Origin of the sequence: Pseudomonas sp. MF6396, assembly GCF_002018915.1 — a bacterium.
In the GTDB taxonomy this organism is placed as follows: Bacteria; Pseudomonadota; Gammaproteobacteria; order Pseudomonadales; family Pseudomonadaceae; genus Aquipseudomonas; species Aquipseudomonas palmensis.
This window is the reverse complement of the sequence record NZ_MVOK01000004.1, coordinates 270976-290031: the sequence shown is the minus strand read 5'-3', so window position 1 is coordinate 290031 and position 19056 is coordinate 270976. Positions and strand designations below refer to the sequence as shown.

General features: G+C 65.5%; 20 protein-coding genes. 15 read left to right on the top strand and 5 right to left on the bottom strand.

Going from position 1 to position 19056, the window contains the following annotated elements:
• Positions 1–56: 56 nt before the first annotated feature.
• The 4 genes from MF6396_RS06140 (at position 57) to cycA (ending at position 4396) form a co-directional block, all read left to right on the top strand.
• Positions 57–845: an ABC transporter ATP-binding protein gene (locus tag MF6396_RS06140; protein ID WP_078479888.1), complete on the top strand. Its 789-nt coding sequence runs from the start codon at positions 57–59 to the stop codon at positions 843–845.
• The gene (locus MF6396_RS06135) at positions 842–1786 is read left to right on the top strand and encodes an ABC transporter substrate-binding protein (RefSeq protein WP_078479887.1); all 945 of its coding nucleotides are present in this window, start codon (positions 842–844) and stop codon (positions 1784–1786) included. The genes MF6396_RS06140 and MF6396_RS06135 overlap by 4 nt, the downstream gene beginning before the upstream one ends.
• Positions 1783–2796: a FecCD family ABC transporter permease gene (locus MF6396_RS06130; RefSeq protein WP_054916157.1), complete on the top strand. Its 1014-nt coding sequence runs from the start codon at positions 1783–1785 to the stop codon at positions 2794–2796. The genes MF6396_RS06135 and MF6396_RS06130 overlap by 4 nt, the downstream gene beginning before the upstream one ends.
• A 178-nt stretch (positions 2797–2974) precedes the next feature.
• A complete protein-coding gene (gene cycA, locus MF6396_RS06125) occupies positions 2975–4396 on the top strand; it encodes a D-serine/D-alanine/glycine transporter (RefSeq protein WP_054916158.1) in 1422 nt (473 codons plus the stop codon).
• On the opposite strand, the gene MF6396_RS06120 is transcribed toward cycA, so the two are convergent.
• Positions 4387–4917 carry a hypothetical protein gene (locus MF6396_RS06120; protein ID WP_043863486.1) on the bottom strand — a complete coding sequence of 177 codons (531 nt, stop codon included), beginning with the start codon at positions 4915–4917 and terminating at the stop codon, positions 4387–4389. The two genes, cycA and MF6396_RS06120, sit on opposite strands and share 10 nt — an antisense overlap.
• Before the next feature lie 247 nt (positions 4918–5164).
• Here MF6396_RS06120 and urtA point away from each other — a divergent pair, with 247 nt between their 5' ends.
• The 6 genes from urtA (at position 5165) to MF6396_RS06090 (ending at position 11340) form a co-directional block, all read left to right on the top strand.
• Positions 5165–6430, top strand: a complete 1266-nt coding sequence (urtA, locus tag MF6396_RS06115; RefSeq protein ID WP_043863487.1) for an urea ABC transporter substrate-binding protein — start codon at positions 5165–5167, stop codon at positions 6428–6430.
• A gap of 127 nt (positions 6431–6557) precedes the next feature.
• Entirely contained in the window at positions 6558–8060 is a 1503-nt protein-coding gene (gene urtB, locus MF6396_RS06110; RefSeq protein WP_043863488.1) for an urea ABC transporter permease subunit UrtB, read from the top strand.
• Entirely contained in the window at positions 8060–9139 is a 1080-nt protein-coding gene (gene urtC / locus MF6396_RS06105; protein ID WP_043863489.1) for an urea ABC transporter permease subunit UrtC, read from the top strand. Before urtB ends, urtC begins: the two co-directional genes overlap by 1 nt.
• Positions 9136–9996 (top strand): urea ABC transporter ATP-binding protein UrtD, encoded by an 861-nt coding sequence (urtD, locus tag MF6396_RS06100; RefSeq protein WP_167400197.1) that lies wholly within the window; start codon positions 9136–9138, stop codon positions 9994–9996. The genes urtC and urtD overlap by 4 nt, the downstream gene beginning before the upstream one ends.
• Positions 9997–10087: 91 nt before the next feature.
• Positions 10088–10786, top strand: coding sequence for an urea ABC transporter ATP-binding subunit UrtE (gene urtE, locus MF6396_RS06095; protein WP_043863491.1), 699 nt, complete (start codon positions 10088–10090; stop codon positions 10784–10786).
• A 32-nt stretch (positions 10787–10818) separates the two neighbouring features.
• Positions 10819–11340 carry a GNAT family N-acetyltransferase gene (locus MF6396_RS06090; protein ID WP_078479886.1) on the top strand — a complete coding sequence of 174 codons (522 nt, stop codon included), beginning with the start codon at positions 10819–10821 and terminating at the stop codon, positions 11338–11340.
• A gap of 99 nt (positions 11341–11439) precedes the next feature.
• Here the strand turns inward: MF6396_RS06090 and MF6396_RS06085 are convergent, their stop codons facing one another.
• Both MF6396_RS06085 and cbpA read right to left on the bottom strand, forming a co-directional pair.
• Positions 11440–11745: a chaperone modulator CbpM gene (locus MF6396_RS06085; protein WP_043863493.1), complete on the bottom strand. Its 306-nt coding sequence runs from the start codon at positions 11743–11745 to the stop codon at positions 11440–11442.
• A 2-nt stretch (positions 11746–11747) separates the two neighbouring features.
• Positions 11748–12710 (bottom strand): curved DNA-binding protein, encoded by a 963-nt coding sequence (gene cbpA, locus MF6396_RS06080; RefSeq protein ID WP_043863494.1) that lies wholly within the window; start codon positions 12708–12710, stop codon positions 11748–11750.
• A 166-nt stretch (positions 12711–12876) separates the two neighbouring features.
• Here cbpA and MF6396_RS06075 point away from each other — a divergent pair, with 166 nt between their 5' ends.
• Genes MF6396_RS06075 through MF6396_RS06065 form a run of 3 tightly spaced genes read left to right on the top strand, consistent with a single transcriptional unit; the run spans position 12877 to position 16019 of the window.
• A complete protein-coding gene (locus MF6396_RS06075; RefSeq protein ID WP_043863495.1) occupies positions 12877–14142 on the top strand; it encodes an Hsp70 family protein in 1266 nt (421 codons plus the stop codon).
• Positions 14143–14169: 27 nt separating this feature from the next.
• A complete protein-coding gene (locus MF6396_RS06070; RefSeq protein ID WP_078479885.1) occupies positions 14170–15084 on the top strand; it encodes a hypothetical protein in 915 nt (304 codons plus the stop codon).
• Complete coding sequence (locus MF6396_RS06065; protein ID WP_078479884.1) at positions 15081–16019, top strand: hypothetical protein; 939 nt, start codon at positions 15081–15083, stop codon at positions 16017–16019. The genes MF6396_RS06070 and MF6396_RS06065 overlap by 4 nt, the downstream gene beginning before the upstream one ends.
• 44 nt (positions 16020–16063) lie before the next feature.
• On the opposite strand, the gene MF6396_RS06060 is transcribed toward MF6396_RS06065, so the two are convergent.
• The gene (locus tag MF6396_RS06060) at positions 16064–17071 is read right to left on the bottom strand and encodes an AI-2E family transporter (protein ID WP_054916161.1); all 1008 of its coding nucleotides are present in this window, start codon (positions 17069–17071) and stop codon (positions 16064–16066) included.
• A gap of 166 nt (positions 17072–17237) precedes the next feature.
• On the opposite strand from MF6396_RS06060, the gene MF6396_RS06055 reads away from it, so the two are divergent.
• Together MF6396_RS06055 and MF6396_RS06050 are read left to right on the top strand one after the other, a co-directional pair.
• Positions 17238–17789 (top strand): hypothetical protein, encoded by a 552-nt coding sequence (locus MF6396_RS06055; protein ID WP_078479883.1) that lies wholly within the window; start codon positions 17238–17240, stop codon positions 17787–17789.
• The gene (locus tag MF6396_RS06050; protein WP_043863500.1) at positions 17782–18726 is read left to right on the top strand and encodes a hypothetical protein; all 945 of its coding nucleotides are present in this window, start codon (positions 17782–17784) and stop codon (positions 18724–18726) included. Before MF6396_RS06055 ends, MF6396_RS06050 begins: the two co-directional genes overlap by 8 nt.
• Positions 18727–18740: 14 nt before the next feature.
• Here MF6396_RS06050 and MF6396_RS06045 read toward each other — a convergent pair whose 3' ends face one another.
• A complete protein-coding gene (locus MF6396_RS06045) occupies positions 18741–19025 on the bottom strand; it encodes a PsiF family protein (RefSeq protein ID WP_043863501.1) in 285 nt (94 codons plus the stop codon).
• Between the last annotated feature and the right edge of the window lie 31 nt (positions 19026–19056).

Sequence of the window (19056 nt, the reverse complement as noted above, 5' to 3'; positions counted from 1 at the left end):
CACACCGGTCCTGCAGGAGCCGGCCTTGCCGGCGAAGAGGCCCGAATAGACGACACATGACCACCCTGAATATCCACAACCTGCACTGGTCCCCCAAAGGCCACGGCCACTGCCACCACCAGTTCCAGCTGCGTGGCGTCGACCTGCAGGTGCGCCCCGGCGAATTCGTCGGCCTCATTGGCCCCAACGGCAGCGGCAAGACCAGCCTGCTGCGGTGCGCCTACCGCTTCAACGCGCCCGAACGCGGGCACATCACCCTCGACGACCACAACCTCTGGCAACAATCGCCGCGCTGGTGTGCCCAGCGCATCGCGGTGGTGCTGCAGGAGTTTCCCGACGCGTTTGGCCTGAACGTGGCCGAAGTGGTCGCCATGGGGCGCATTCCGCACCAGGGCCTGTTCGACGGCGACAGCCGCCAAGACCGCCAGCGTGTACAGCAGGCGCTGCTCGATGTCGGCCTGCACGGCTTCGACGACCACGCCTTCGCCACCCTTTCGGGCGGTGAAAAGCAGCGCGTGATCCTGGCCCGCGCCCTGGTGCAGCAACCGCGCGTACTGATCCTCGACGAACCGACCAACCACCTCGACCCGCGTTACCAACTGGCCCTGCTGCACCAGGTGCGCCAGCTGCGCATCGCCACCCTGGCCAGCATCCACGACCTGAACCTGGCCGCGGCCTTCTGCGACCGCCTGTACGTGCTCGACCACGGCCGCATCGTGGCCAGCGGCACGCCGCACCAGGTCCTCACCGCCGAGCTGCTGCGCGAGGTGTTCGGCGTTCAGGCGCTGATCGACCGCCACCCGCTGGCCGACCATCCACGCATCACCTGGATAGCCCCCCAATGATTCGATCCGCCCTGCTTGCCGCGCTGCTGCTGGTCGCCGGCCCGGCCCTGGCCGAGGTCACGCACTACCCGCTCACGGTGCACAGCTGCAACCGCGAGGTGACCTTCGCCAAGGCCCCCGAACGCGCCCTGAGCCACGACATCAACATGACCCAGATGATGCTCGCCCTGGGCCTGCGCACGAAGATGGTCGGCTACAGCGGCGTCAGCGGCTGGAAGGCAGTGACCCCGGCGCTGCGCAAGGAACTCGACGGCCTGCCGGAGCTGGCCAGCAAGTACCCTTCGGTGGAAACCCTGCTCAACGCCAACGTCGACTTCTTCTTCGCCGGCTGGGACTACGGCATGCGCGTGGGCGGCGACCTCACCCCGCAGAGCCTGGCGCCGCTGGGCATCGCGGTGTACGAGCTGACCGAGTCGTGCGCGTTCGTGATGAAGCGCCCGCCGGCGAGCCTGGACGACACCTACACCGACCTGCGCAACCTGGGCCGGATCTTCGACGTGCAGGCCCGCGCCAGCCAGCTGATCGAGCAGATGCAGCAGCGCGTGGCCAGCGTGCAGCAGCACCTGCCGGCGCAGCGCCCGCGGGTGTTCCTGTATGACAGCGGCGAAGACCGCGCCATGACCTCCGGGCGCCTGGGCATGCCCGAGGCGCTGATCAACGCCGCCGGCGGGCGCAACATCCTCGATGACATCGAGGCCAGCTGGACCCGCGTGAACTGGGAAAGCGTGGTCGAACGCAACCCCGAGGTGATCGTGATCGTCGACTACGGCGAGATCACCGCCGCGCAGAAGCAGCAGTTTCTGGAACAGCACCCGGCCCTGCAATCGGTCGACGCGGTGCGTAACCGGCGCTTCGTGGTCATTCCCTATGTGGCCGCCACGCCGAGCCTGGAAAACGTCGAGGCTATCGAGGCCATCGCCAAGGGCCTGCACGGCGCATGAACAATCGCTATCGCCTGATGCTGCTGGCGCTGAGCGGCCTGCTGCTGGTGTCGTGCGTGCTCTCGCTGGGGTTCGGTTCGGCCCCGGTGCCGGTCGAGGTGGTCGCCCGGGTGCTGCTGTTCAAGGTGTTCGGTATTGCCCCCGAGGTGCCCGCCTGGACCGCCGGCCAGGAACATATCGTGTGGCTGATCCGGGTGCCGCGCATGCTCCTGGGCGCGCTGGTGGGCGGCGGCCTGGCGATGATCGGCGCGGTGCTGCAGGCGGTCACGCGCAACCCGCTGGCCGACCCGCACCTGCTCGGCGTGACCTCCGGCGCCACCCTGGGTGCGGTGCTGGTGGTGCTGCATGTGGGTGAACTGATCGGCGTGCTGACCCTGCCGCTGGCAGCCTTTGTCGGCGCGCTGTGCAGCATGCTGCTGGTGCTGGCGATTGCCAGCCGGCATGGCCGCCTGGACAGCGACCGCCTGTTGCTGTGCGGGGTGGCCGTGGCCTTCGTGATGATGGCGCTGGCCAACCTGCTGCTGTTCATGGGCGATCATCGTGCAAGCTCGGCGGTGATGTTCTGGATGCTCGGCGGCCTGGGCCTGGCGCGCTGGGAGCTGCTGGCGGTGCCGGCAGCCAGCGTGCTGCTGGGGCTGGGCCTGCTGCTGGGCATGGCACGCGCGCTCAATGCGCTGATGGCCGGCGAGCAGACCGCCGTGACCCTGGGCCTGAACGCACGCTCGGTGCGCCTGCTGGCGTTTCTGATCTGCTCGCTGCTGACTGGCGTGCTGGTGGCGATCAGCGGCTCCATCGGCTTTGTCGGCCTGATGGTGCCGCACATTGCGCGGCGCCTGGTGGGCGCCGAGCACCGCCGGCTGCTGCCGGTGTCGCTGCTGCTGGGCAGCCTGTTCCTGATCTGGGTGGATGTGGCCGCACGCACCCTGATCGCCCCTGAAGACCTGCCCATCGGCATCGCCACGGCGGCCATCGGCGGGCTGTTCTTCATCGGCATGATGCGCCGGCGCTGAACTGCTGCCTGGCGCTGAGCCCTTGCCTGGCCCGGAAATCCTGCCTTGACCGCGATCAACAAAGCGGTGCGAACGTACCAACTTGAGACGTATTGCCACCTCGCCAGGGCAAAAGCCCGTGATAGCCTAGCGAGCGCTTCACGCACAAGAAGACTGACTCCTCAATGGAATGCCACCCATGACCAACCAGCAACCGCCGGACACCCCGGCCCACGACCTGCAACGCAACCTCACCAACCGCCATATCCAGCTCATCGCGATTGGCGGGGCCATCGGCACCGGCCTGTTCATGGGCTCGGGCAAGACCATCAGCCTGGCTGGCCCGTCGATCATCTTCGTCTACATGATCATCGGTTTCATGCTGTTCTTCGTCATGCGTGCCATGGGCGAACTGCTGCTTTCGAACCTCAACTACAAGTCGTTCATCGATTTCTCCGCCGACCTGCTCGGCCCCTGGGCCGGCTACTTCACCGGCTGGACCTACTGGTTCTGCTGGATCATCACCGGTATTGCCGACGTGATCGCAATCGCCGCCTACTCGCAGTTCTGGTTCCCTGACCTGCCGCAATGGGCGCCGGCCCTGGCCTGCGTCGGCGTGCTACTGTCGCTGAACCTGATCACGGTGAAGCTGTTCGGCGAAATCGAGTTCTGGTTCGCCCTGATCAAGATCATCGCGATCATGGCGCTGGTGTGCACCGGCCTGTACATGGTGTTCGTCGGCTTCCAATCACCCACCGGCACCAGTGCACAGCTGAGCAACCTGTGGAATGACGCGGGCATGTTCCCCCATGGCCTGATGGGCTTTTTCGCGGGCTTCCAGATTGCCGTGTTCGCCTTCGTCGGCATCGAACTGGTGGGCACCACCGCCGCCGAGGCGAAGAACCCCGAGCGCACCCTGCCGCGGGCGATCAACTCGATCCCGATCCGCATCATCATGTTCTACGTGCTGGCGCTGATCGCGATCATGGCCGTCACCCCGTGGCGCGACGTGGTGCCGGGCAAGAGCCCGTTCGTCGAGCTGTTCGTGCTGGCCGGGCTGCCGGCGGCGGCGAGCATCATCAACTTCGTGGTGCTGACCTCGGCGGCCTCCTCGGCCAACAGCGGGGTGTTTTCCACCAGCCGCATGCTGTTCGGCCTGGCCCAGCAGGGCGATGCGCCGAAAAGCTTCGAGACCCTGTCCAGCCGCAAGGTGCCGGCCAACGGCCTGTACTTCTCGTGCACCTGCCTGCTGCTGGGCGCGGCCCTGATGTACGTGATCCCCGACCTGATCGAGGCCTTCACCCTGGTGACCACGGTGTCGGCGATCCTGTTCATGTTCGTGTGGACGCTGATCCTGCTGTCGTACCTCACCTACCGCAAGGAGCGTGCGCCGCTGCACCAGGCCTCGAAGTACAAGATGCCGGGCGGGCGCTTCATGTGCTGGGTATGCCTGACGTTCTTCGCTTTCATCCTGGTGTTGCTGTGCCTGGAGAGCGATACCCGCCAGGCCCTGCTGGTGACGCCGCTGTGGTTCGTTCTGCTGGCCGTGACCTACCAGACCGTGCGCCGCAAGCGCCAGGCGCGTGTGCCGGTGCCCGCTACCACGCCGCGTCAGTCGTAGTCGTACTCCTGCTGCTGGAGGGCTTGGGCAAGCCCTTCCAGCACGCCATCGGCCTCGGCCCGCTGTTCGGGCGAAGGGCCGCTGGCAAACTGGCTGCGCTGCTGGCCCAGGGTGAGGAACGCATTGTCGCCATCACCCCAGATATACGAATAGACCAGCAGGAAGCTGTCCGACTCCGGCTTGGCGTACTTCGCCATCTGACGCAGAGGGGCCAGCAGCTGGATCATCTCGCCGTAATTGTTGGTGAACTCCACCAACGCGAACTGCCAGACCTGCGACGCCTCGTCGTACTGCATCAGGCTGCCGTACATGCAGTCGACCCAGCCCTGAAGCAAATCGCCCAGCGCCACCGCATTTTCAGGCGCCTTCTGGTCAAGATCACGTACCCCGTGCACCTCGGCGGCGTCCAGCCATTGCTGCCAGTCATCGAACTCGCCAGCGCCCGCCGCAGGTGAGGTCACCGCGGCCTGGTACTGGGCCGGGGTGATGTTGCAGCGAAAGTACAGCGATGACGCTTCCATGGCGAAAATCCTTGAGCCGAGTTGAAGTGAGGGCGCAAGCATAAGGCATCGCCGTGAACTATTGCTGTGCAGTCTTGCGCGTACTGCACCACGGCAAGCGCCATCCCGGTGCACCCACCCTGCCCTGCACCTTGTGAACACGCCGCTGGCAAGCCTGTGTACGACATCGGCACAGCCCTTGCTAAAGCTCTCTGCGCAAAGTCGCGGTCTGCCCAGCAGAACCATTCGATCCCATGGAGAGAGCACTATGAAGCGTCGCAGTCTGATCAAGGCATTCACCCTCAGCGCGTCGATTGCCGCGATGGGCCTGAGCTGGACGGTCCAGGCCGCCGAGACCATCAAGGTCGGCATCCTGCATTCGCTGTCGGGCACCATGGCGATCTCCGAGACCTCGCTCAAGGACATGGCCCTGATGACCATCGAGCAGATCAACGCCAAGGGCGGGGTCAACGGCAAGCTGCTGGAGCCGGTGGTGGTCGACCCGGCCTCCAACTGGCCGCTGTTCGCCGAGAAGAGCCGCCAGTTGCTGACCCAGGACAAGGTCGCGGTGGTGTTCGGCTGCTGGACCTCGGTGTCGCGCAAGTCGGTGCTGCCGGTGTTCGAGGAACTCAACGGGCTGCTGTTCTACCCGGTGCAGTACGAAGGTGAAGAGATGTCGCCCAACGTGTTCTACACCGGGGCAGCGCCCAACCAGCAGGCGATACCGGCGGTGGAATACCTGATGAGCGAGGACGGTGGCGCGGCCAAGCGCTTCTTCCTGCTGGGCACCGACTACGTGTACCCACGCACCACCAACAAGATTCTGCGTGCGTTCCTGCACAGCAAGGGCGTGGCCGACAAGGACATCGAGGAGGTGTACACCCCGTTCGGCCACAGCGATTACCAGACCATCGTGGCCAACATCAAGAAGTTCTCGGCCGGGGGCAAGACGGCGGTGATCTCCACCGTCAACGGCGACTCCAACGTGCCGTTCTACAAGGAACTGGCCAACCAGGGCCTGAAGGCCACCGACGTGCCGGTGGTGGCGTTCTCGGTGGGTGAAGAGGAGCTTCGCGGCATCGACACCAAGCCGCTGGTGGGGCACCTGGCGGCGTGGAACTACTTCGAGTCGGTGGACAACCCGGTCAACACGCAATTCGTGGCCGACTGGAAGGCCTATGCCAAGGCGAAGAACCTGCCGGGCGCCGACAAGGCAGTGACCAACGACCCGATGGAGGCCACCTATGTGGGCATCCATATGTGGGCCCAGGCGGTGGAAAAGGCCAAGAGCACCGATGTGGACAAGGTGCGCGAGGCGCTGGCGGGGCAGACATTCAAGGCGCCGTCGGGCTTCACCCTGACCATGGACAAGACCAACCACCACCTGCACAAGCCGGTGATGATCGGCGAGATCCAGGATGACGGGCAGTTCAGCGTGGTGTGGCAGACCGAGCAGCCGCTGCGCGCGCAGCCGTGGAGCCCGTTCATTCCGGGCAACGACAAGCGGCCGGATTATGCCGTGAAAGGCAACTGAGGCAGGGGGCCGCCGTGCGGCCCATCGCGGGTCAAGCCCGCTCCCACAGGGATCACCGAACTCTGTAGGAGCGGGCTTGACCCGCGAAGAGGCCCTGACAGTCACCTAACCTTTCGAGGAAGCCGCCATGCCCAAGGCACTCCACTCGCTGTTGCTCGCCCTGCTCCTGCTGCTGCCTCTGGCAGCCCGGGCCGCTGGCGACGCCGACTACTTCATCGCCGCCAAGCCCAACGAGCAGGCCAGCCTGCTGCAGGGCTGGGCGGCGCAACCCGACCCCGCGCGCCTCGAACTGCTGAGTTCGCTGCAGCAAGGCCGCCTGGGCCCGGACGACAGCCGCAAGCTGCGCCTGAACAACCGCCTGCGCGGCCTGGTGGACAACGCCCTGGCCAGCCATCGACTGCTCAGCGATGACGCCAGGGTCCGCCTGGCCGCCGCCCAGCAACTGCAGAAAAGCGCGCAGCCCGCTCAGGTCGCCTTCCTCGACCGGCGCTTTGCCAGCGAGCCCGACGCCGCCGTGCACGCAGCCCTGGGCCTGGCCCTGGCCAACCTGCAACTGGTCGCGACAGACCCCGCCGTACGCCTGGCCGCCGTGCGCCTGCTGGGCGAAACCGGCGACCCGATGGCCCGCACCCGCCTCGAAAGCCTGCTCGACCCCAGTGTGGAAACCGACCCCACGGTGCGCACCGCCGCCGAAACCAGCCTGGCCCAGGTCAAGCGCAAGCTGCTGATCGGCGAGCTGCTCGGCCAGGCCTTCAGCGGGCTGTCGCTGGGTTCGATCCTGCTGCTGGCAGCCCTGGGCCTGGCGATCACCTTCGGCCTGCTGGGGGTGATCAACATGGCCCACGGCGAAATGCTGATGCTCGGCGCCTACAGCACCTACGTGGTGCAAGTGCTGGTGCAGCGCTACGCCCCCGGCGCGCTGGACTTCTACCCACTGCTGGCACTGCCGGTGGCCTTCGGTGTGAGTGCCGGGGTCGGCATGCTGCTCGAACGCACGGTGATCCGCCACCTGTACGGGCGCCCGCTGGAAACCCTGCTGGCCACCTGGGGCATCAGCCTGATCCTGATCCAGGCCATCCGCCTGCTGTTCGGCGCGCAGAACGTCGAGGTGGCCAACCCGGCCTGGCTCTCCGGCGGCCTGCAGGTACTGCCCAACCTGGTGCTGCCCTACAGCCGCCTGGTGATCATCGGTTTCGCCCTGTGCGTGGTGCTGCTCACCTGGCTGCTGCTCAACCGCACCCGCCTGGGCCTGAACGTGCGCGCCGTCACCCAGAACCGCAACATGGCCGCCTGCTGCGGCGTGCCCACCGGGCGCGTGGACATGCTCGCCTTCGGCCTGGGTTCGGGTATCGCCGGCCTTGGCGGCGTGGCCCTGAGCCAGATCGGCAACGTCGGCCCGGACCTGGGCCAGAGCTACATCATCGACTCGTTCCTGGTGGTGGTGCTCGGTGGCGTCGGGCAACTGGCCGGCAGCCTGTGGGCCGCGTTCGGCCTGGGCATAGCCAACAAGTTGCTGGAGCCGCAGATCGGTGCGGTGCTAGGCAAGATCCTCATCCTTGCGCTGATCATTCTGTTCATCCAGAAGCGTCCGCAAGGCCTGTTCGCCCTCAAGGGACGGGTAATCGACTGATGAACCAGCCACTGCTTGTCACTGCTACACAAAAGGCCGGCCCGCGCCTGACCCTGGCCGTCGGCGCCCTGGTGCTGCTGGTGCTGATCGCCCTGCCACTGCTGTCGTTGCTGCCAGCCGGCCACAGCCTGCAGGTGTCGGCCTACACCCTGACCCTGGTGGGCAAGATCCTGTGCTACGCCATCGTTGCCCTGGCGCTGGACCTGGTGTGGGGCTACGCCGGGTTGCTGTCGCTGGGCCATGGCCTGTTCTTCGCCCTGGGCGGCTACGCCATGGGCATGTACCTGATGCGCGAAGCGGCCGGCGACGGCCTGCCGGCGTTCATGACCTTTCTGTCGTGGAGCGAGCTGCCGTGGTACTGGGCCGGCACCCAGCACTTTGCCTGGGCACTGTGCCTGGTGGTGCTGGCGCCGGGGCTTTTGGCGCTGGTGTTCGGCTACTTCGCGTTCCGTTCGCGGATCAAGGGCGTGTACTTCTCGATCATGACCCAGGCCCTGACCTTTGCCGGCATGCTGCTGTTCTTTCGCAACGAGACCGGCTTTGGCGGCAACAACGGCTTCACCAACTTTCGCAGCATCCTGGGTTTCGAGATCACCGCCCAGGGCACCCGCGCGGTGCTGTTCCTGCTCACCGTGGCCTTGCTGGCGGGCAGCCTGTACCTGGGCTGGCGCCTGGCGCGCAGCAAGTTCGGGCGCGTGCTCACGGCGCTGCGCGACGCCGAGAACCGCCTGATGTTCTGCGGCTACGACCCGCGCGGCTTCAAGCTGTTCGTGTGGGTGCTGAGCGCCGTGCTGTGCGGCCTGGCGGGTGCGCTGTACGTGCCGCAGGTGGGCATCATCAACCCCAGCGAGATGTCGCCCACCAATTCCATCGAGGCCGCCGTGTGGGTAGCCCTGGGCGGGCGCGGCACGCTGATCGGGCCGCTGCTGGGCGCCGGCGTGGTCAATGGCATGAAGAGCTGGTTCACCGTGGCGTTCCCCGAGTTCTGGCTGTTCTTTCTCGGTGCGCTGTTCATTCTGGTAACGCTTTACCTGCCCAGAGGCGTGGTCGGCCTGCTGAAGAAAAGGGGTGAACAATGAGAAGCGTACCGCTGCCTGCCGTACACCCCGAGTTCATGCTCGAACCGATCATCGACGCCGGCAGCGGTCGCGATGCCATCGGCCTGGGCCAGGCACGCCAGCCGGGGCTGGACGTGCGCCACGGCACGGTGCTGACGCTGGAGGACATCAGCGTGAGCTTCGACGGCTTCAAGGCGCTGAATGCGCTGAACCTGTACATCGGCGTGGGCGAGTTGCGCTGCATCATCGGGCCCAACGGGGCGGGCAAGACCACGCTGATGGACGTGATCACCGGCAAGACCCGCCCCACCACCGGCAAGGCCTGGTTCGGCGAGACCCTGGACCTGACGCGCATGAGCGAGGTGCAGATCGCCCAGGCCGGCATCGGGCGCAAGTTCCAGAAGCCGACGGTGTTCGAGGCCTTGAGCGTGTACGAAAACCTGGAACTGGCGCAGAAGGCCGACAAGTCGGTGTGGGCCAGCCTGTGCGCGAGACTCGGCGGCGAACAGCGCGACCGTATCGACCAGGTGCTGCAGACCATTCGCCTGACCGGGTCGGCGCAGCGCCCGGCGGGGTTGCTGTCCCATGGGCAGAAGCAGTTTCTGGAGATCGGCATGCTGCTGATGCAGGACCCGCAGTTGCTGCTGCTGGACGAACCGGTGGCGGGCATGACCGACGCCGAGACCGAATTCACCGCCGAGCTGTTCAAAAGCCTGGCCGGCCGGCATTCGCTGATGGTGGTGGAGCACGACATGGGGTTTGTCGGCAGCATTGCCGACCATGTGACGGTGCTGCACCAGGGCAGCGTGCTGGCAGAGGGTTCGCTGGAACAGGTGCAGGCCGATGATCGGGTGATCGAGGTTTATCTGGGGCGCTGAAAAGCTTCGCCGGCAACGCCGGCTCCTACAGAGACACCGCGGTTCTTGTAGGAGCCGGCGTTGCCGGTACAGACAAAAAAGGACAAGGTACATGCTGAAAATCGACACCCTGCACCAGTACTACGGCGGCAGCCACATCCTGCGCGGCCTGTCGTTCCAGGCCAAGGTCGGTGAGGTAACCTGCCTGCTGGGCCGCAACGGCGTGGGCAAGACCACCCTGCTGCGCTGCCTGATGGGCCTGCTGCCCGCCCGCGAAGGCAGCGTGCACTGGGAGGGCCAGGCCATCACCACGCTCAAGCCGCACCAGCGCGTGCACGCCGGAATCGCCTACGTGCCCCAGGGCCGCGAGATTTTCCCGCGCCTGACGGTGGAGGAGAACCTGCTGATGGGCCTGTCACGCTTCGGCGCCAGCCAGGCGCGGGAGGTGCCGGCCTTCATCTACGAACTGTTCCCGGTACTGCTGCAGATGAAACACCGCCGCGGCGGCGACCTGTCCGGTGGCCAGCAACAGCAACTGGCCATCGGCCGCGCCCTGGCCAGCCGCCCGCGCCTGCTGATTCTCGACGAGCCCACCGAAGGCATCCAGCCATCGGTGATCAAGGAGATCGGTGCGGTGATCCGCCAACTGGCCGCGCGTGGCGACATGGCGATTCTGCTGGTGGAGCAGTTCTACGACTTTGCCGCCGAGCTGGCCGACCAGTACCTGGTGATGTCCCGCGGCGAGATCGTGCAGCAGGGCCGCGGGGAAAACATGGAGGCCGAAGGTGTACGCGGCCTGGTTACGATTTAATCTGTGCGCCTGTCCCGTTTCGAGAGCCTGTCATGAACCACATCCGCGACGCCGTGCACGCCGACCTGCCGGCCATCCGTGATATCTACAACGATGCGGTGCTCAACACCCTGGCGATCTGGAACGAGCAGACGGTCGACCTGGGCAATCGCCAGGCGTGGTTCGCGGCGCGCCAGGGGCAGGGTTATCCGATTCTGGTGGCGGTGAATGAGGCAGGGGACGTGCTGGGCTATGCCTCGTTCGGCGACTGGCGCCCGTTCGAGGGGTTTCGCCACACCGTGGAGCATTCGGTGTACATCCGCAGCGACCAGCGCGGCCAGGGCCTGGGGCCGTTGCTGATGCAGGCGCTGATCGAGCGTGCCAGGGGCTGTGGCAAGCATGTGATGGTGGCGGCGATCGAGAGCGGCAATACGGCGTCGATCCGCCTGCACGAGCGGCTGGGCTTCACCCTGAACGGACAGATGCCGCAAGTGGGGGTGAAGTTCGGCAAGTGGCTGGACCTGACCTTCATGCAACTGATGCTGGCACCGGGGGCGCAGCCCCCACAGGGCTGAGGGCCTCATCGCGGGTCAAGCCCGCTCCCACAGGTACAGCGCTGGCTTGGAGGCCAACGGCGTATCGGTGGGAGCGGGCTTGACCCGCGATTGGGCCGGTCAGCCCTGCACAAACCTTCCCAGGCGCTGCTTCAACATCGAGTTCTCACTGCGCAACTGCTTCACTTCCTCCAGCAGCTCCAGCGCCAGCGCCACCCCTTCCCACTCCAGTTCCAGCTCCTGGTGCAGCTTGGCCGCGCGCTTGGCCAGCACCGGGGCACGGTCGTCGAACACCCATTCCTCCGGCGTTCGCCCCGAAGGTTCAACGATGCCGTGCTCGACGATCTCGATCACGTAGGCTGCCGGTACATCGGCCTCCTGACAAAGGGTTCGCATGTCCAGTTGAACGATCAGGGTACTGCTCATGGTCACTTACTCCATTGAGTTCGCGGGTTGAACCCGGCCTTCTCCGACAGTTTGGTCCACAGTTCGCGGGCTTCGGCGCTCGATTGCGTCGGCATCACCACCTTCAGCTGCGCATACAGGTCGCCACGCTGGCCTTGCTTGTTGCTCAGGCCCATGCCCTTGATGCGCAGGCGCTGGCCGCTCTGGCTGTCGGGGCGGATGGTCAGGTTGACCTTGCCGGTCAGGGTCGGCATCTCGACCTTGGTGCCCAGCGCAGCCTCCCACGGTGCCAGCGGCACGGTGATGATCAGGTCATGACCTTCGACATCGAACAGCGGGTGGGGTGCCAGGCGAATGATCAGGTACAGGTCGCCATTGGCGCCGCCGCCCACGCCCGGTGCACCCTGGCCCTTGAGGCGGATGCGCTCGCCGTCGGTCACCCCGGCAGGGATCTTGACGTTGAGGGTCTTGGTGGTGTCGCCCGTGCGCTGCCCGGCCGCGTTGTACTGCGGCACCTGGAAGCTGATCTTCTTCGACTCGTTGGCCAGGGTTTCCTCGAGGAAAATCGCCAGTTCCATTTCCACGTCCTGCCCTCGCCGACCGGCACTGCGTTGCTGGCCACGGCCAAAGGGGTTGCCGTTGCCACGTCCGGCCGAGCCGAAAATGGAACTGAAGAAGTCCGAGAAGTCGCCGCCGCCAAAGTCGGCACCGCCACCGCCACCGCCACGGCTTTCCCAGCCCGGCGGGCCCTGGAAGGGCCGGCCGTGCTGGCCGTACTTGCGCAGCTCGTCGTATTCGGCGCGCTTTTCAGGGCTGCTCAGGGCCTCATAGGCCTCGTTCACTTCCTTGAAGTGGTTTTCGGCGTCGCGCTCTTTGCTGACGTCCGGGTGATACTTGCGCGCAAGCTTGCGGTAGGCGGTCTTGATCGCCTTTTCATCCGCCGTGGGCTCTACGCCAAGGATCTTGTAATAGTCTTTGAAGTCCATCTTTACGATTCACCATCGGTTATCGAATGCATCACTGCTGTGAAGATTGGGGTCAAGCATAGCCTTTCAAGTCGGACAAAGGATTGCTGTCGAGCAGATATTCGGTCTTGATTCTGCCGATGGCTGGCATAAACTGCGCGGCCGTTTTTCCCCCGGAAGCACACCCATGAGTCACGCATCCCCGGCCCGCGCCTGCGGTATCGACTTCGGCACCTCCAATTCCACCGTCGGCTGGCACCGTCCCGGCGTGGATTCGCTGATTGCCCTGGAAGACGGCAAGATCACCTTGCCCTCGGTGGTGTTCTTCAATATTGAGGAGCGGCGCCCGGTCTATGGCCGGCTGGCCCTGCACGAGTACCTGGAGGGCTACGAAGGCCGCCTGATGCGCTCGCTCAAGAGCCTGCTGGGCTCCAAGCTGATCAAGCACGACACCAGCGTGCTGGGCACCGCGCTGCCGTTCAAGGACCTGCTGGGCATGTTCATCGGCGAGCTGAAGAAGCGCGCCGAGGCCAATGCCGGGCGCGACTTCGACGAGGTGGTGCTGGGCCGCCCGGTGCATTTCGTCGACGACGACCAGGCCGCCGACCAGGAGGCCGAAGACACCCTGGCCGAGGTGGCGAAGAAGATCGGCTTCAAGGACGTGTCGTTCCAGTACGAACCAATCGCCGCAGCCTTCGACTACGAGTCGAGCATCCAGGGCGAAGAGCTGGTGCTGATCGTCGACATCGGCGGTGGTACCTCGGACTTCTCGCTGGTACGCCTGGCCCCCGAGCGCCACATGCTCGATGACCGCCACGCCGACATCCTGGCCACCGGTGGCGTGCACATCGGCGGTACCGACTTCGACAAGCAGCTGAGCCTGCAGGGCGTGATGCCGCTGTTCGGCTATGGCAGCCGCATGAAAAGCGGTGCCTTCATGCCCACCAGCCACCACATGAACCTGGCCACCTGGCACACCATCAACTCGGTGTACTCGCAGAAATCCCAGCTGGCGCTGGGCAGCATGCGCTACGACATCGAGGACACCGACGGCATCGACCGCCTGTTCAAGCTGATCGAACAGCGCGCCGGGCACTGGCTGGCGATGGAAGTGGAAGCCACCAAGATCGAGCTGACCCACAGCGACAGCCGCCTGGTCGACCTCAAGCGCGTGCAGCCCGAGCTGAGTGTGGAGTTGACCCGTGCGCTGTTCGAGGCGTCCATCGACAGCCTGCTCGAACGTGTGCGTGGCAGCGTCGGCGAGCTGCTGAACAAGGCCGGTGTAGGGGTGGCGCAGGTCGACACGGTATTCTTCACCGGCGGCTCCAGCGGCATCCCTGCCCTGCGCCAGAGCGTGGCGGCCATGCTGCCCAACGCGCGCCACGTCGAGGGCAACATCTTCGGCAGCATCGGTAGCGGCCTGGCGATCGAAGCCCGCAAGCGTTACGGCTAGCCCGCCGCCCCACAAGGACGTGAACAGATGAGTTTCAAACCCCTGGCGCTGATCAGCGCCTTGCTGCTGGCCGGTTGCAACGACGACCTGATGACCCTGCGCTTCGAGGACTCGGCCGGCTCGTCGGGCACCGGCCTGGACGCGCGCAAGCAGCAGATGATCTACGAGGCCCTGGTGCAACGCCAGATCGACCCGAAAAGCCTGCGCTGGCGGGTCGACCTCGAAGACCAACACCTGGTGTACGTGAGGGAACTGCAGCCGCTGAGCGAGGCGCAGCGCAAGGCGTTGCGCGAACCATTCGACGAGATCCTGCAGGCACGCGCGGCGAACACGCTGCAGATCGAACTCACCCTGGACATCACCCCCGAGCAACGCCAGGCCCTGAGCGCGGCAGAGCGCCAGCGGATCGACGCGCTGCCGCAACCGTTGTTGATCCCGCTGGAGCTCAGCCCGACGGTGCTGACCATGGCGCTGATGCCCAGGGACGACGACAACGTGCCGCGGGACGTGACCGAACGCATCAACTCCAAGGTCACCTGCCAACTGCAGGCGCTGCCGGTAAAGCCGTTGCCGGAAGGCATCACCGGCCTGTGGCAGATGACGCTGGACACGGCCAATCAGGTCAGCGTCGAGCTGGGCGAAGCGCACTACCCGGCGCATTACCGGCTGACCGACGCCGGCCTGCAAGGCAGGATCGACAAAGGCGAACTGTGGCTCGTCGAGCCGAACTACCTGTCGGTGGACCCACTGGTGGTGATGCTGGGCTTTTCGGACCTGGGGCAACAGCGGCTGTACCGCAGTTTTCCGTTGCAACCCAATGCTTCGCAGCTGATCCATTCGTGCGAAAGCGCTGCCAACCACTTGCCACGCCCCCTGAGCTTTCGGGTCGGGGACGGCCTGGACCGGCTCGAATCGGTGACCTACAAGGAAGAAACCCAATGAACCTGGCCAGAACCCTGGCACTGTCGAGCGCGCTGCTGCTGGGCGGCTGCGGCGATGAAACATTCATGAGCGTGCGCTTTCAGACCGACGTCGGCACCGCCCGCTGGGGGCTGGACCCGATCAACCTGCAGATGATCGGCGAGGCCCTCGAACAGCGCCAGGTCGACCCCAAGCGCCTGCGTTTCGACGTGGATGCCGAGGACAAGCGCCTGGTGCATGTGGTGCTGCTGCAACCGCTGGATGAACAGCAGCAGGCCGCCTTGCGCGGGCTGTTCGAGGACATCGTGCAGGCGCGCAACGCTGTCACCTTCGCTATCGAAGTCACCCTGCAACCCACCGCCGCCGAGCGCCAGCGCCTGACCCCAAGCCAGCTGCAGGCCCTGGAGGCGATGCCCGCCTCGTTCACCCTGCCCGCCGAACCGGGCGACGAAGTGAGCACGGTGGCCGCGATGCCGGAGCAATGGCCGGGCACCACGATGGATGTCAACGAACAGGTGCAGGCCGAGGTCAGTTGCCTGCTGTACATCAGCCCGCGCCAGTATTACCCGGGCATGACCGACGTCTACGCGGCCAAGGGCGATGACCCGCAGCGGGTGGTGCTGGAGTTTGCCGAAACAGGCGAAGCGAATGCCTTCAGCCTGTGGAAGGTGAGTGCCCGCTACCGCTTCAAGCAGGCCAGCCTGCAGCAGCAGGTCGACAAGGGTGAACTCGCGCTGCTGCCGGCTGACGAGCAGAACCGCAAGAGCCTGAGCATCGCGTTCAAGCTGGCGGACCTGGGCGAGCACGAGCTGATGCGTGCCTACCAGATCGACTATCGGGTCAAGGCGCTGAACAGCCAGTGCTACGCCGAGCAGATGAAGCTCGGGCGGCCGTACACCTTCTTCATGGGTGCGGGGCTGGATCGGGTGGAAGCGGTCACTTATCCACAGAAATGAGTTGGCCTCTTCGCCAGCAAGGCTGGCGAAGAGGCCCGTCGGCCTTACACCAGCTCGGCCCGGCGCAACTCGCTCTTCAGGTACGCATAGTAGATCGGCCCCGCGACCACGCCCGGCAAGCCGAACGCCGCCTCGAACACCAGCATCGCCAGCAGCAGCTCCCACGACTTGGCGCGAATCTGCCCGCCCACGATGCGCGCATTGAGAAAGTACTCGACCTTGTGGATCACGATCAGGTAGCCCAGCGCCGCCACCGCCACCCAGATCGACAGCGACAGGCCGACGATGGTGATCAGCGTGTTGGACATCAGGTTGCCGATCACCGGCAGTAGCCCCAGCAGGAAGGTCAGCACGATCAGCGTCTTGGTCAGCGGCAGGTGCACCCCGAACAGCGGCAGCACCACCGCCAGGAATACCCCGGTAAAGGCGGTGTTGAGCAGCGAGATCTTGATCTGCGCGAACACGATGTTGCGAAACGCCTGCACCAGCAGCGACAGGCGCTCGAACAAGGCCGCGGCCAGCGGTTTGCGCTGGGTCAGGTCGGGGATGCGCTGCAAGGCCACGATGGCGCCCAGGATCATGCCGATCAGCAAGGTCACGAACATGTGCGCCGCGCCCTTGCCCACCAGTTGCAGGTCGGCCAGGTGGGTGCGCAACCATTCGCCGATGGCCACCTTGAACTCCGCCGCACTGGCCGGCAGGTAGGCGTCGATGAACGGCGGCAACTGCCCGCGCGCCTGGTCCACCAGCAGCATGAACTTGTCCAGCGACGCGCCGGGATTCTCCGCCTCGTGCAGCAGAAAGCTGATGGCCCCGGCAAACAGCAGGCTCAGCACGCTCACGATCAGCGTGCCCAGCAACGCCACCGCCACCCAGCGCGCACGCTGCCCGGCAATCAGGTGCTGCAGCTTGGGCGTGAGCATGTTGACCAGCTCGAACACCAGCAGGCCGGCCAGCAGGCTGGGCAGCAGCTTGAGCGGCAGCGCCAGCAGCAACCCGGTGAACACGATGAGCCAACTCGCCAGGACGATCTGGCGCTGGGTAAATGTCATACAACCTCGGAGGCAGAAAGACCACAAAGACGGCAGTCTGCCAGCCTTCTACGAGCAGGCATAGGGGCACGCGGGGCGCGGCGCGCTGGCGTTGCCAGGGCAATCTTTCTATGATGCCCGCCCTCACGGAATGACCGCGCGCCCATGCGCAATCGCAGGAGCGTGCATGCGCGAAAAAGATATCCTCGAAATACTGGTGCCGATTCTCTGCGTGCTGATTGTCTGGCGCATCACGCCGATCTTCTGGACGTTCTTCATGACCTGGCTCAACCGCGTCAGGTACCTGCGCCGCGCCACCCCGATACGCCAGCTGAACGACGGCGAGCGCGAGGCCCTGGCGTTTCTCGGCGGCCCGGCCTACATGCTGCGCAAGCTGGTCGGCACCACCGACCTGCCCTGGAAGAAACTGGCCCACGTCACCGGCAAGCGCGCCGCGGTGTACCGCCTGCAAGGCCCGCTGGACACCTGGGGCTACTCGCTGCAGCACTTCGGCGAAATACACCACCGCATCCAGGGCATCGCGGTGCACATGCCGCTGGAGGACATCGAGGAAAAGACCGACCCGCACAACGAGGTGGAGGTGATGTTCAGCCGGGGCGTGGCCATCATTCTTAGCGTCAATGGTCGGCCCACCCTCATCGAAACCCTGCGCCTGTGGCAGCCTCGCCTGCTGCCGCAGCAGGAACACGCCGACACGGCCAAGGAACCCCATGCGTAAGGTACTGCTGTGCGCGCTCGCGCTGTTGCTCGCAGGCTGTGACAAGGACTTTCTGGTGCTGCACTTCCAGGCGCCGGTGGGCGACCTGTACTACAGCCGGGACGTGCATTACAGCTACCGCGAATCGATCTTCGCGCTGCTGGCCGCGCACCACATCCCCACCGACAGCCTGGTGATGGAGATGGACGAGTACAACGACAAGGTGGTGCACCTGCGCCTGACGGACGACTCACTGAGCCCACAGCAGCTGGACGAGATTCGCGAGGTGTTCGAAGCCATCATCCCGGCACGCAATGCGGTGACCCTGAACATGAAGCTGCGGTTCGACGCCGACCAGGCCCAGGGGCTGACCGGCCAGCGCCAGGGCACCGGCGCGCCGCCGCGTCACTTCGACACCACCGTGCTGACCCCGCAGAACCTGCACATTGCCCTTGGCCAGGGCATCGGTACCCCGCCGCACAGCAACCCCTACCTCAAGGTGCTGCCGCAGGCCGATGACCAGATGCTCTGCACCCTGGAGGCCGGCATGACTCCGACACTGCCGTTCTACATGCTCGCCACCGGGCCAGGCGAGCTCGGCTCGGGCCGTCAGGGCCTGCTGCACGTGCGCAACCGCGACTTCCAGGCTGCCCAGGTGCCAGTGCACCTGCAGTTCGAAGACGCGGCGCTGCGCCGACTGGTCGATAACGGCACCCTGCAGGTGGCGTTCAGCACCCGCAACTGGCTCGACTACCTGAACCCCGACAACATTCACCTGCACTTCGTGATCGGCCCGCCACTGGTATCGGCGCCGATGGCCGAGATGACCCATGCGCGTGCCCGGGAACTGCACGCCGAGTGCAACCAGCGCATGGACGCACTGGGGCGGCCGTTCTCGTTCTTCTTTGGCGAGGGCGTGGACCGGCTGGTGTATGTGGGCCTGCCGGCACGCGACTGAGCCTCAGCGGGGGCTCATTTCTTCTTCAGGCAGGTACTCATGAACGCCTTGCGCTCGTCGCCCTTGAGCGCCTGGGTGGTGGCGTCGGCATTGCAGGTCTTCATCTTCTCCTGCTGGGTCGCGGGCTCGGCCTTTTTCAGGCAGGTGCTCATGAACGCCTTGCGCGCGTCACCCTTGAGCGCCTGGGAGGTGGCGTCGGCATTGCAGGTCTTCATCTTCTCCTGCTGCGCGGTGGCGGCGAACCCCTGCGAACACATCAGGACGCCAAGCAGCAGCAACGGCACACGCAACATTTTCATGGGGCATTCTCCTGGTCGCCACGCCATCCGC